Origin of the sequence: Streptomyces sp. NBC_00466 (assembly GCF_041433995.1) — a bacterium.
In the GTDB taxonomy this organism is placed as follows: domain Bacteria; phylum Actinomycetota; class Actinomycetes; order Streptomycetales; family Streptomycetaceae; genus Streptomyces.
In genome coordinates this window covers 126,971-139,713 of the sequence record NZ_CP107896.1, presented here as the reverse complement: position 1 = coordinate 139,713, position 12,743 = coordinate 126,971, and the positions used below count along the sequence as shown (strand labels likewise).

Annotated in this window: 9 protein-coding genes; 5 read left to right on the top strand and 4 right to left on the bottom strand. The window is 71.6% G+C overall.

Translation table 11 applies throughout. The features are described 5' to 3' along the window. Position 1: 1 nt before the first annotated feature. Positions 2 to 1,240 carry an ROK family protein gene (locus tag OG210_RS00640; RefSeq protein WP_328333754.1) on the bottom strand — a complete coding sequence of 413 codons (1,239 nt, stop codon included), beginning with the start codon at positions 1,238 to 1,240 and terminating at the stop codon, positions 2 to 4. Between the two features lie 129 nt (positions 1,241 to 1,369). Here OG210_RS00640 and OG210_RS00635 point away from each other — a divergent pair, with 129 nt between their 5' ends. The 3 genes from OG210_RS00635 (at position 1,370) to OG210_RS00625 (ending at position 6,061) form a co-directional block, all read left to right on the top strand. Further along, positions 1,370 to 2,518 carry a CaiB/BaiF CoA transferase family protein gene (locus OG210_RS00635; RefSeq protein WP_371534740.1) on the top strand — a complete coding sequence of 383 codons (1,149 nt, stop codon included), beginning with the start codon at positions 1,370 to 1,372 and terminating at the stop codon, positions 2,516 to 2,518. Positions 2,519 to 2,628: 110 nt separating this feature from the next. After that, complete coding sequence (locus OG210_RS00630; RefSeq protein ID WP_328333756.1) at positions 2,629 to 3,843, top strand: acetyl-CoA C-acetyltransferase; 1,215 nt, start codon at positions 2,629 to 2,631, stop codon at positions 3,841 to 3,843. A 46-nt stretch (positions 3,844 to 3,889) separates the two neighbouring features. Next, the gene (locus tag OG210_RS00625; protein WP_371534737.1) at positions 3,890 to 6,061 is read left to right on the top strand and encodes a 3-hydroxyacyl-CoA dehydrogenase NAD-binding domain-containing protein; all 2,172 of its coding nucleotides are present in this window, start codon (positions 3,890 to 3,892) and stop codon (positions 6,059 to 6,061) included. A 22-nt stretch (positions 6,062 to 6,083) separates the two neighbouring features. Here the strand turns inward: OG210_RS00625 and OG210_RS00620 are convergent, their stop codons facing one another. After that, positions 6,084 to 6,845, bottom strand: coding sequence for a MerR family transcriptional regulator (locus OG210_RS00620; RefSeq protein WP_328333759.1), 762 nt, complete (start codon positions 6,843 to 6,845; stop codon positions 6,084 to 6,086). Positions 6,846 to 7,146: 301 nt separating this feature from the next. Between OG210_RS00620 and OG210_RS00615 the strand changes: the two genes are divergently transcribed. Further along, positions 7,147 to 8,064, top strand: a complete 918-nt coding sequence (locus OG210_RS00615; protein WP_371534735.1) for an oxygenase MpaB family protein — start codon at positions 7,147 to 7,149, stop codon at positions 8,062 to 8,064. Here the strand turns inward: OG210_RS00615 and OG210_RS00610 are convergent. Together OG210_RS00610 and OG210_RS00605 are read right to left on the bottom strand one after the other, a co-directional pair. Continuing rightward, positions 8,027 to 9,061, bottom strand: a complete 1,035-nt coding sequence (locus OG210_RS00610; protein ID WP_328333763.1) for a LacI family DNA-binding transcriptional regulator — start codon at positions 9,059 to 9,061, stop codon at positions 8,027 to 8,029. The two genes, OG210_RS00615 and OG210_RS00610, sit on opposite strands and share 38 nt — an antisense overlap. A 191-nt stretch (positions 9,062 to 9,252) precedes the next feature. Then, complete coding sequence (locus tag OG210_RS00605; RefSeq protein ID WP_371534734.1) at positions 9,253 to 10,740, bottom strand: M1 family metallopeptidase; 1,488 nt, start codon at positions 10,738 to 10,740, stop codon at positions 9,253 to 9,255. Between the two features lie 238 nt (positions 10,741 to 10,978). On the opposite strand from OG210_RS00605, the gene OG210_RS00600 reads away from it, so the two are divergent. Beyond that, on the top strand, positions 10,979 to 12,616 hold the full coding sequence (locus OG210_RS00600; RefSeq protein ID WP_328333767.1) for an ABC-F family ATP-binding cassette domain-containing protein: 1,638 nt from the start codon (positions 10,979 to 10,981) through the stop codon (positions 12,614 to 12,616). Positions 12,617 to 12,743 lie beyond the last annotated feature (127 nt).

Sequence of the window (12,743 nt, the reverse complement as noted above, 5' to 3'; positions counted from 1 at the left end):
CTCAGCCCGCCCGCTGCTCCGTGTACGCGACCGGATCGGCCAGCACCTCCTGGACGATCAGCGCCGCCGCACCCCGCGCGGCGTCCCCCGATACCGATGAGGCGCGCAGCCTGCCGCTGCCGCGCGGCCAGAGCCCGGAGATCACCCGCCCGGTCAGCTCCCGGTCGGCGCCGGGCGCCAGCCAGGGCATAAGGCCGCGGTAGATCCCGCCGAGCACCACCGCGTCCGGGTCGAAGAGGTTCACCGCTCCCGACAGCACCCGTCCCAGCATCACCCCGGCCTCCGAGATGGCGGCCACGGTGCGCTCGTCGCCGGAGTGCGCACGCCGTTCCAGCTCCGCGACCCCGGCCGGTCCGGCGCTCTCGTCGATACCGGCGGCCCACAGCAGCGCCGACTGGCCCGCGTACTGCTCCAGGCAGCCGCGCGAGCCGCACCGGCACTCCGGACCCGCCGGATCCACCACCACATGGCCGATCTCACCGGCGAACCCGTGCGCACCGCGCAGCAGTTCACCGTCCAGGACCAGGGCGCCGCCCACCCCGATCTCGCCGGTCAGATAGAGGAAACTGCGGATCGCCCCGATCCCGCCGAACCACAGCTCGGCCAGCGCCGCCAGATTGGCCTCGTTCTCCGAACTGACCGGCAGCGGGCGGCTGTCCGGCCGCAGCGCCGAGAGCGCCTGGGCGAAAACCCCCTCGGCCGCCACCCGGTTCCAGCCGAGGTTGGGCGCCTGCCGCACGGTCCCGCCCGAGACCAGGCCGGGCAGCGCGAGCTGGACGCCGACGGGGCGCAGGTCCTGCTCCCGGGCCGACTCCAGTGCCCGCGCCGCGACCCGGGCGGCGCGGGCCAGTACACCGGCCGGGGGCGCGCCCCGGTTGTCCAGGTGCTCGGTCAGGCGTACGCGGCCGGTGCCCGCCAGGTCCACCACACAGACCGACACATAGTCGACGTTGATCTCGACGCCGACGCCCGCCACCCCCGTGCGGGCCGGTTTGAGCACCGTGCCGGGCCGCCCGGCCTGCCCGCTGAACGTCTTGCCCGACTCGGCGAGGAAGCCGCTCTCGAGCAACTGTTCGACCAGCGACGAGACGGCCGCCCGGGTCAGCCCCACCCGTGCGGCGACACCCGCCCGGGTGGCCTCGCCCTGCTCCCGTACGGCGCGCAGCACCAGACTGAGATTGTGCCGCCGTACGGTGTCCTTGTCGGCCTTGGGACCGAGCGGCGTGAGGTTGTTGGTCATCGCCGCCGAGCCTATGCGACCCCGCACTGCCTCACTAAGCGGATGCTCAGCCAAAAGTCTTGTGCGGAGTGGAACACGTTCTTAACATCATTGATGTCACATCAGTTGTGTCACAGTCCTGGGGGCGTGATGGCAGAGGCAGGGACCGGTCCGCTGGCGGGAATCCGGGTGGTGGAGCTGGCGGGGATCGGTCCCGGTCCTTTCGCCGCGATGGTCCTCGCGGACCTCGGCGCCGACGTCGTACGGGTCGACCGGCCGGGCGGCAGCGGGCTCGCGGTCAACCCGGCGTACGACCTCACCAACCGCAACAAACGCTCCGTGCTCATCGACCTCAAGGCCGACGACGGGCCCGCCCGCGTCCTCGGACTCGTGGAGCGCGCCGACATCCTGATCGAGGGTTACCGGCCGGGCGTCGCCGAGCGTCTCGGCGTCGGCCCGCTGGAGTGCCACGCCCGCAACCCGAAGCTCGTGTACGGACGGATGACCGGCTGGGGGCAGGAGGGGCCGCTCGCGGAACGCGCCGGGCACGACATCGCGTACATCGCCGTCACCGGCACCCTCGGGATGATCGGCAGCTCCGGCGAGCCGCCCACCGTCCCCGCCAACCTGGTCGGTGACTACGCGGGCGGCTCGCTCTATCTGGTCATCGGCATCCTCGCCGCGCTCCAGCACGCGCGCACCGAAGGGGGAGCGGGGCAGGTGGTCGACGCCGCGATCGTGGACGGCGCCGCGCACCTCGCCACCATGATCCACGGGATGCTGGCGGCGGGAGGCTGGCAGGACAGGCGCGGGGCGAACCTGCTCGACGGGGGCTGTCCGTTCTACGGCAGCTACGAGACGTCGGACGGCGAGTACATGGCCGTGGGCGCCCTGGAGCCGCAGTTCTACGACGAGTTCGTGGAGCTGCTCGGTATCGCGTCCGAAGCCCCGGCCCGCAAGGACTTCGCACGCTGGGACGGGCTGCGCGAGACGATCGCCGCCCGTTTCCTGACCCGGACCCGGGCGGAGTGGACGGCGCTCTTCGAGGGGTCCGACGCCTGCGTGGCGCCGGTGCTCTCGCTGCGTGAGGCGCCGGAACATCCGCATCTCGCCGCCCGTGGGACGTTCACCGAGCACAGCGGGATCACCCAGCCCGCGCCCGCGCCGCGCTTCTCCGCCACCCCCGGTTCCGTACGGCTCGGACCCGCCCAGCCCGGCGCCGACACGGCCGGAGTCGCCCGGGACTGGGACGTGCCGGGCCTCACCGGACCGGCCGGTCCGTCCGGACGAGCGCCATGACCGGGGAGACCGGATCATGAAGGAGATCACCGGCCGCTCGCTCCTCGCCCGACGCCCACCCGCCGTATCCCGATCCGCAACCCGATCCGCATTTCCGAAAGGCTGCCGTCTTGAGTACCGAAGCGTTTGTGTACGACGCGATCCGCACCCCACGCGGGCGCGGGAAGGCCAATGGCGCCCTGCACGGCACCAAGCCGATCGACCTGGTCGTCGGGCTGATCCATGAGGTGCGCCGCAGGTTCCCCGGTCTCGATCCGGCGGCCATCGACGACATCGTGCTCGGCGTGGTCAGCCCGGTCGGCGACCAGGGCTCCGACATCGCCCGCACGGCGGCCGTCGCGGCCGGCCTCCCCGACACGGTGGCCGGTGTCCAGGAGAACCGCTTCTGCGCCTCCGGCCTGGAAGCCGTCAACCTGGCCGCCGCGAAGGTCCGTTCCGGCTGGGAGGACCTGATCCTGGCGGGCGGGGTCGAATCGATGTCCCGCGTCCCGATGGCCTCCGACGGCGGAGCCTGGGCGATGGACCCGATGACCAACTGGGACACCGGTTTCGCACCCCAGGGCGTCGGCGCCGACCTCATCGCCACCATCGAGGGCTTCACCCGGCACGACGTGGACTCCTACGCCGCGCTCTCGCAGGAGCGGGCCGCCGAGGCGTGGAAGGACGGCCGGTTCGCCCGTTCCGTCGTCCCCGTCACCGACCGCAACGGCCTGGTCGTCCTCGACCACGACGAGCACCTGCGGCCGGGCACCACCGCCGACTCGCTGGCCGCCCTCAAACCGTCCTTCGCCGCCATCGGCGAGATGGGCGGCTTCGACGCGGTGGCGCTGCAGAAGTACCACTGGGTCGAGAAGATCGACCACGTCCACCACGCGGGCAACTCCTCCGGCATCGTGGACGGCGCCTCGCTGGTCGCCATCGGCTCCGGCGAGGTCGGCGAACGGTACGGACTGACCCCCAGGGCCCGTATCGTCTCGGCCGCGGTCTCGGGATCCGAGCCGACGATCATGCTGACCGGGCCCGCGCCCGCCACCCGCAAGGCGCTCGCCAAGGCCGGTCTGACCATCGGCGACATGGACCTCGTGGAGATCAACGAAGCCTTCGCCGGTGTCGTGCTGCGTTTCGCCCGGGACATGGAACTCCCGCTGGACAAGATCAACGTCAACGGCGGAGCCATCGCACTCGGACACCCGCTCGGCGCCACCGGCGCGATGATCCTCGGCACCCTCATCGACGAACTGGAGCGCCGCGACCAGCGGTACGGCCTCGCCACGCTCTGCGTAGGCGGCGGCATGGGCGTCGCCACCGTCGTCGAGCGTCTCTGACCGCGTCCCCTCCCACGACCCACGGCCCTCACGGAGCAGCCACACCATGAGCGAGAACACCACCATCCGCTGGGAACAGGACGGGACCGGCGTCGTCACCCTCGTCCTCGACGACCCCAACCAGTCCGCGAACACCATGAACCAGGCGTTCAAGGAGTCGATCGCGGCCGTCGCCGACCGCGCGGAGGCCGAGAAGGACTCCATCCGCGGCATCATCTACACCTCCGCGAAGAAGACCTTCTTCGCGGGCGGCGACCTCAAGGACATGATCCAGGTCGGTCCCGCTCAGGCCCAGCAGGCCTTCGACACCGGTACGGCCATCAAGAACTCGCTGCGCCGCATCGAGACACTGGGGAAGCCGGTCGTCGCCGCCATCAACGGCTCGGCGCTCGGCGGCGGTTACGAGATCGCCCTCGCCAGCCACCACCGCATCGCCCTCGACGCGCCCGGCTCCCGGATCGGTCTGCCCGAGGTCACCCTCGGTCTGCTGCCCGCCGGGGGCGGCGTCACCCGCACCGTACGGCTGATGGGCATCGCCGACGCGCTGCTCAAGGTGCTCCTGCAGGGCACCCGTTACAACCCGCGGCGCGCCCTGGAGAACGGCCTGGTCCACGAACTCGCGGCCACCGCCGACGAGATGCTGGCCCAGGCACACGCCTTCATCGACGCCCACCCCGAGTCGCAGCAGCCCTGGGACGTCAAGGGGTACAAGATCCCCGGCGGCACCCCGTCCAACCCGAAGTTCGCCGCCAACCTGCCCGCCTTCCCCGCCAACCTGAAGAAGCAGCTGCAGGGCGCCCCCTATCCCGCGCCGCGCAACATCCTCGCCGCCGCCGTCGAAGGCTCCCAGGTCGACTTCGAGACGGCGCTGACCATCGAGGCCAGGTACTTCACCGAGCTGGTCACCGGACAGACCGCGAAGAACATGATCCAGGCGTTCTTCTTCGACCTCCAGGCGGTCAACTCCGGTGCCAACCGCCCCCAGGGCGTCGAACCCCGCGAGGTCCGCAAGGTCGCCGTGCTCGGCGCCGGAATGATGGGCGCGGGCATCGCCTACTCCTGTGCACGCGCCGGGATCGACGTCGTCCTCAAGGACGTGTCGGCCGAGGCCGCGCAGAAGGGCAAGGCGTACTCGGAGAAGCTGCTCGCGAAGGCGCTCTCGCGCGGCCGCACCACCGAGGACCAGCGGGACGCGCTGCTCGCCCGCATCACCCCGACCGGCGACCCGGCCGACCTCGCGGGCTGCGACGCGGTGATCGAGGCCGTCTTCGAGGACGTGGCGCTCAAGCGCAAGGTGTTCCAGGAGATCGAGGGCGTCATCGAGCCCGACGCGCTGCTCTGCTCCAACACCTCCACGCTCCCCATCACGCTGCTCTCCGAAGGCGTCCAGCGGCAGAGCGACTTCATCGGGCTGCACTTCTTCTCGCCCGTGGACAAGATGCCGCTGGTCGAGATCATCAAGGGCGAGCGGACCGGTGACGAGGCGCTGGCGCGCGCCTTCGACCTCGTACGCCGGATCAACAAGACCCCGATCGTCGTCAACGACTCCCGCGGGTTCTTCACCTCGCGCGTCATCGGCCAGTTCATCAACGAGGGCGTGGCGATGATCGGCGAGGGCGTCGAGCCCGCGTCGGTCGAGCAGGCCGCCGCCCAGGCCGGCTATCCGGCCAAGGTGCTCTCGCTGATGGACGAACTGACGCTCACCCTGCCGCGCAAGATCCGCAACGAGGCGAAGCGAGCCACCGAGGAGGCGGGCGGCACCTGGGCCGGGCACCCGTCGGACGCGGTCATCGACCGGATGGTCGACGAGTTCGGCCGGACGGGCCGCAGTGGGGGAGCGGGGTTCTACGAGTACGAGGACGGCAAGCGGACCGGACTCTGGCCGGGGCTGCGCGAGCACTTCACGAAGCCCGGGGCGGACGTCCCCTTCACCGACATGAAGGAGCGGATGCTCTTCTCCGAGGCGCTGGACAGCGTCCGCTGCCTGGAGGAGGGCGTCCTGACCTCGGTCGCCGACGCCAATATCGGCTCGATCCTCGGCATCGGCTTCCCGGGCTGGACCGGCGGTGTGCTCCAGTACATCAACGGTTACGAGGGCGGCCTGCCGGGCTTCGTGGCGCGCGCCCGTGAACTCGCCGAGCGGTACGGGGAGCGGTTCGCGCCGCCCGCGCTGCTGATCGCGAAGGCCGAGCGGGGCGAGACGTTCGGCGACAGCTGAGGCCGGATCTCCCCGAAGCAGGTCAGGGGGCTGCGGGCCCGTCCGCGTAACGGGCCCGCAGCTCTTCCTTCAGCGACCGCTGGAACGCAGTCACCAGCGCCTGCACGACCATGGGCTGTATGTCGGCGGAGAGCGACCTCATCGCCTCCACCGCCTCGGGGTCGCTCTCGCGCTCCCGGTAGGGGCCCCACACCTCGTCCTGGAAGAGCCGGGTCAGCTCCTTCGCCGCGGCCCGCGTGTGCTCCAGGACCACCGTGCGCGCGGCCAGGATCGTCTCGTGGGCGATCGGCACGTCCAGCAGCTGCACACCGAGCGCCAGCAGCCCCGGATCCACCCGGAAGGCGTCCCTCTCGCCCTCCACCCGCTCCAGTACGTTCATCGCCGCGAGCCGGTCGATGTCCGGCTCGGGCAGCGGCCGCCCGGCCCGGCGCTCCAGCTCCGCACGGGTCGCGTCGTCCGCCCCCTCCGGCACCCATGAGGCCACCACCGCGCGGTGGATGGCCAGATCGTGTGCGCTCAGGTCGTCGGGGAGCTGCCGGAGATAGCGCTCGATCGCGGCGAGCGTCATCCCGTGGTTCCGCAGCTCCTCGACGAGGGCGAGACGGGACAGGTGCGCGGGGCCGTAGAGGCCGACGCGGCGCGGCCCGATCACCGGCGGGGGGAGCAGGCCGCGCGCGCTGTAGAAACGGACCGTGCGGACGGTCACCCCTGCGCGCGCGGCCAGTTCGTCGACCGTGAGGGCCGCGGCGGTGGCCGCGGCCGTGTTGTCGGGGCAGGTCGCCACTGCCTGTGCCTCGTTTCCCGGATACCCGGCCGAGCACTGGGTCGATCACTCGGCTGGTCCGGTGCAACAGTATTGCTGTCCCACCACCCTGGTGAAAGCCCGGCTGTGAAAGCCCGGGTGTGAAAGCGCGAGCCGCCCGCCGGGTCGTCAGGGGCCGGGGCCGGGGCCGCCGAGCCTCTCCCGTACCTCCCGTACCTCCCTTCCCCCGCGCCCCTCCGACCCCGGCCGTCGCATACTGGAACAGAGCGGGCATCCGGCCGGAGCCCGCCATGCCGACGGGAGCAGCGACGGGAGCCCACGCATGAGGAGCCGCACCACGCCGCCGGGGCCGCCACCGCCACCGCCGGGCGGGGTGCTGTGGAGCGAGGTCGGGGACATCCGGGTGCTGCTCACGCTGCCCGCGGCGCTGACCATGCAGGTGGCCCACCCTGCCGTCGGCGCCGGGGTCGACGCCTACTCCGTCTTCCGTACCGATCCGTGGGGCCGCGGCGAGCGCTCGCTGCGCTCGATGCAGCTCTGGGTGTACGGCGGGGAGGCCGCCGCCGAAGAGGGGCGCAGGCTGCGCCGTATGCACCGGACCATCCGCGGCACCGACACCCGTGGCCGCCCGTACCAGGCCCTCGCTCCGGCCACCTTCTCCTGGGTGCACGCCACTGGTTTCCCGGTCTTCCTGCAGGGCCGGAAGTACCTCGGACGCCCCTACACCGACGCGCAGGAACGGCAGTTGTACGCGGAGTGGCTCCAGGTCGGGCGGGTCCTCGGCATCGCCGACCGGGACATGCCGCAGACCATCGAGGAGTTCTGGCCGTACTACCGGAAAATGCTGGCCGACGAGATCGAGGCCACCCCGGTGGTGCGGGAGCTGACCGACCCGGACAGTCCCGTACCGCCCCCGGACCGCGGCCCCCGCCCGCTCCGCGTGCTGCTCCGGATGCTCTGGCCGGTGCTGCTGCCGCCGATCGCCCGCTTCCGGCACTTCGTCACCGTGGGGCTGATGCCGCCGGAGGCGCGCCAGGCGATCGGTCTGGAGTGGACGGACTCCCAGGAGCGGGCGCTGCGCCGTTTCGGCCGGTGTGTACGGGCCGTGGTGCCGGTGCTGCCCGAGCGGGTGCGCTATCTGCCGCTGGCCCGTGCGGCGCGGGCCGGCCACCGGGCCGCGATGTCCGGCGGCGCGCCCGACGTCACGCGGAGGCCCGGCGCACCAGGCCGGTCGGCATGATCACGGAATCCGGCGGTGTGACGCTCTCCCCGTCCAGGAGGCGGAGCAGCATCCGTACCATCAACCGCCCCATGCCCTCGATGTCCTGACGGACCGTCGTCAGCGGCGGGTCGGTGCACTCCGCGACCTTCTCCATGTCGTCGAACCCCACCACCGCCACGTCGTGGGGGACCCGCCTGCCGTGTTCCCGCAGCACCTGGAGCGCCCCTGATGCCATCAGGTCGTTGGCCGCGAACACCGCGTCCACTTCGGGCCGCCGCTCAAGGAGTCCGGACATCGCGGCGGCGCCGCTCTCCGCCGTGAAGGCCCCCTGCGCGGTGAGCCCGGGGTCGACGTCCTGCAGCACATCCCGGTAACCGTCCAGCCGGTCGATCCCCGATGTCTGGTCCTGCGGGCCCGCGATGTGCGCGATGTGCCGGCGTCCGAGCGAGACCAGATGCTGGACCGCCGTGCGGGCGCCGCCCCGGTTGTCGCAGTCGGCGTAGGGCAGGGCGAGACCGGACTCCGGGCCCGCCCACACCGGCCGGCCGCCGAAGACCGTGGGGATGCCGGCCCGGTGGATCACCGCGGGCAGCGGATCCTCGGTGTGCAGGGAGAAGGCCAGCGCACCGTCGACATGGCCGCCCGCCAGATAGCGGCCGATCCGGTCGTAGTCCTTCCTGCCCTCCACCAGCAGCAGCACCAACTGCGAGTCATGCGCGGTCAGTTCGCGGCTGATACCGCGCAGCTGCTGGGAGAAGAACGGGTCCGAGAAGATCCGGATCTCCGGCTCGGCGATGATGACCGCGACCGCGCCGTTGCGCCGGGTGACAAGCGTCCTGGCCGCGTGATTCGGTACGTAGCCGAGCTCCTCGACAGCCTGCTGGACTCGGTCCACCAGCGGCTGCCGCACACCGGCGCCGCCGTTGACGACGCGCGAGGCCGTCGCCCGCGACACGCCCGCGCGGGCCGCGACGGCCTCCAGAGTCGGCCGGGAGCCGTGGATCGGATCGGGCAACGGGTACTCCTCGTCGGGCGCGGCAGCGGGGCGTGCGGGCACTCGCTCCGCGGCGGTGCTCGCGCCGCGGTGCCGGAGCAGCGTAACCACCGCCTGCCGTACGCCGGAAGCCGCGCCGCCCCGGCCGTACGCGAGACGCGGAGCCGCGCCGCCCCCGGTCAGTGGGGCGGCGCGGCTCCGGTGGCCGCAGGTCAGCGGTCGTGGACGGTGTGCGTCCGCTCGATCTGCCGCCAGGACTTCGGCGCCACGGGCCGGGCCTCCGGGCGCACGGTCCGGGCCTGTCCCGACTGCGCGGCGGGCTTGGACGGCGTGAACAGCCAGGTGTCGAAGAAGGCGGCCAGCGGCTTGCCCGAGACCTGCTCGGCGTACTTCTCGAAGTCGGCCACCGAAGCGTTGCCGTAGGCGTGCTCGGTGGGCCACCCCTTGAGGATCTTGAAGAACGCGGTGTCGCCGATCTTGTCGCGCAGCTCCTGGATGGCGAGCGCGCCCCGGTCGTAGACGGCGTCGTCGAACTGGTTCGCCGGGCCGGGGTCGCCCGGCTTCACCTTCCAGAACGCGTCGTCGGCCGGGTGCGAGGCGTACACGTAGTCCGCCAGCTCCTGCGCCGTTCCGTCGCCCTGGCTCTCGGACCAGAGCCACTCGGCGTAGGACGCGAAGCCCTCGTTGATCCAGATGTCTTTCCAGCCCTTGAGGGATACGTCGTCGCCGTACCACTGGTGCGCCAGCTCATGGACGACCACCGAGACGTTGGCGCCGTTCGCGAACTGCTTCGGGCTGTAGAACGGCCGGGTCTCGGTCTCCAGCGCGTACCCGGTGGTGGTGTTCGGCACATAGCCGCCCAGCGCGTTGAAGGGGTAGGGGCCGAAGTACCCGCTCAGCCAGTCGGCGACCTCACCGGTCCGCTCCACACTGGCGCGCGCCGCTCCGGCGTTGTCGCCCAGGTCCTTGCTGTACGCGTTGGTGATCGGCACGCCGGCCGCCGAGGTGCCGGTGGTGATGTCGAACTTGCCGACCGCGAGCGTGGTCAGATAGGTGGCCTGCGGCTTGCTGGACCGCCAGTTGTACGTGGTCCGGCCCAGCTGCGATCGCTGCGACTGGAGCACGCCGTTGCTGATCGCCTGGGTGCCGTCGGGCACCGATACCGACACGTCGTACGTGGCCTTGTCGAGCGGGTGGTCATTGCTCGGGAACCACCACCAGGCCGACTCGGGCTCGTCCGCGGCGACCGCGCCGTCCGGGGTGCGGTGCCAGGTGTTGAAGCCGTACGCCGACTTGGTGGACGGCACACCGCTGTACCGCACCACGATGGTCACGGCGGAGCCCTTGGCCAGCCCCTTGGCCGGGGTGACCACCAGCTCGTGCTGCCCCGAAGTGGCGAAGGAGGCCTTGGCGCCGTTGACGCGTACCTCGCTCACATCGAGCAGGAAGTCCAGATCGAACCGGGAGAGGTCCTGGGTGGTGGTGGCCAGGATCGTCGCGGTGCCGTCCAGCCGGTCCGTCGACGGCTGGTACTTCAGCTTGAGGTCGTAGTGCGAGACGTCGTATCCGCCATTGCCGTACGCCGGGTAGTACGGGTCGCCGATGCCCGGTGCCCCGGGCGTGAAGTCGGCCGCCGATGCCGGGATCGCCAGCATGAGCGAGGCCGCGAGCACGCTCGGGACGATGAGTCTGCGGTGCACTGATGCTCCAAGTCGTGGGGGTCGTCGTTGTGTTCGACCCTATTCAGCCCACCCGCCACTGGTCATGTCCACGGTCGCAGCTGTCACAGGATCGCCATTCGGCCGACATGGACCAGCCGCACCACCGCAGCCGGCGCCGCCCGTCCCGCCGCACTACCTGCCCCCGGCTCGCGGCCCGGTCCGGAGGGGCTCCCTGGTCCGGAGAGCAGGGCACAGCCCGATTAGGATCGGTTCCCTCATGACTGCAACCCTTGTCGCCAAAGACCTCGCCGCGGGCCACGGCGACCGCTCGCTCTTCTCCGGCCTCGACCTCGTCGTGGCGCCGGGAGACGTGATCGGTCTCGTCGGTGTGAACGGCGCGGGCAAATCGACCCTGCTCCGCCTGCTCGCCGGGCTCGACACCCCGGAGGAGGGCGAGCTGAGGCTCTCGCCGCCCACCGCCACCGTCGGCCACCTCCCGCAGGAGCCCGAGCGCCGCGAGGGCGAGACCGTACGCCAGTTCCTCGCCAGGCGTACGGGTGTGGCCGCCGCCCAGAGCGCCATGGACGAGGCCACCCAGGGCCTGGTCGACGGGGTCGCGGGAGCCGATGACGCGTACTCCACCACGCTGGAGCGCTGGCTCGACCTCGGCGGGGCCGATCTCGACGAGCGTGCCGATGAGGTGGCGGCGTCGCTGGGGCTCACCGTCGGTCTCGACCAGCCGATGACCTCCCTCTCCGGCGGCCAGGCGGCCCGCGCCGGTCTTGCCTCGTTGCTGCTCTCCCGGTACGACGTGTTCCTGCTCGACGAGCCGACCAATGACCTCGACCTCGACGGCCTGGACCGGCTGGAGCGCTTCGTCAGCGGGCTGCGCGCGGGCACCGTCGTCATCAGCCACGACCGCGAGTTCCTGACCCGGACGGTCACCAAGGTCCTCGAACTCGACCTGGCCCAGCAGCAGATCACCCTGTACGGCGGTGGGTACGCGGGCTATCTGGAGGAGCGGGAGACCGCCCGCAGGCACGCCAGGGAGGAGTACGACGAGTTCGCCGACAAGAAGGCGGCCCTCGAAGGCCGGGCCCAGATGCAGCGCGGCTGGATGGACAAGGGCGTCAAGAACGCCCGCCGCAAGGCGTCCGACAACGACAAGATCGGCCGTAAGTTCCGCAGCGAGGCGAGCGAGAAGCAGGCGGCCAAAGCCCGGCAGACGCAGCGCATGATCGAGCGCCTCGACGTCGTGGACGAACCCCGCAAGGAATGGGAGCTGCGGATGGAGATCGCGGCCGCTCCGCGCTCCGGCTCCGTCGTGGCCACCCTGCGGGACGCGACTGTCGTCCGCGGGGACTTCACCTTCGGCCCCGCGCACCTCCAGATCGACTGGGCGGACCGGGTCGCCATCACCGGGGCCAACGGGGCCGGTAAGTCCACCCTGCTCGGCGCGGTGCTGGGCCGGGTACCGCTGGACACCGGGCACGCGGCGCTCGGCCCCGGCGTCGTGGTCGGCGAGGTCGACCAGGCCCGCGGCCTCTTCTACGGTACGGAGACCCTGCTGGCCGCGTTCTGCGCGGCGGTCCCGGACACCGAGCCTGCCGAAGTCCGTACGCTCCTCGCCAAGTTCGGCCTGAAAGCGGCGCATGTGCTGCGCCCCGCGACCACGCTCTCGCCGGGGGAACGGACCAGGGCCGCCCTCGCGCTCCTGCAGGGCAGGGGCGTCAACCTGCTGGTGCTGGACGAGCCCACGAACCATCTGGATCTGGAGGCCATCGAGCAGCTGGAGTCGGCGCTCGACTCGTACGAGGGGACTCTGCTGCTGGTGACCCATGACCGCCGGATGCTGGACGCGGTCCGAACGACGCGCCGTATCGAGGTGGCCGACGGCAAGGTCACGGAAGTCTGACCCGAGCCTCTCCTGACCCGGGCCCCCTCCTGACCCACTGCCCGGCACACCGCCCTGCCGGGCCCCTCAGACGCACGCGCTCTGACGCACGCGCCTTGATGCACGCGCGCTGACGCACGCGCCGGGC

What these genes read in the sequence shown, in the direction of transcription:
- OG210_RS00640 (WP_328333754.1), bottom strand. Translation starts at nt 1,240, where the DNA reads ATGACCAACAACCTCACGCCGCTCGGTCCCAAGGCCGACAAGGACACC.
- OG210_RS00635 (WP_371534740.1), top strand. Translation starts at nt 1,370, where the DNA reads ATGGCAGAGGCAGGGACCGGTCCGCTGGCGGGAATCCGGGTGGTGGAG.
- OG210_RS00625 (WP_371534737.1), top strand. Translation starts at nt 3,890, where the DNA reads ATGAGCGAGAACACCACCATCCGCTGGGAACAGGACGGGACCGGCGTC.
- OG210_RS00615 (WP_371534735.1), top strand. Translation starts at nt 7,147, where the DNA reads ATGAGGAGCCGCACCACGCCGCCGGGGCCGCCACCGCCACCGCCGGGC.
- OG210_RS00600 (WP_328333767.1), top strand. Translation starts at nt 10,979, where the DNA reads ATGACTGCAACCCTTGTCGCCAAAGACCTCGCCGCGGGCCACGGCGAC.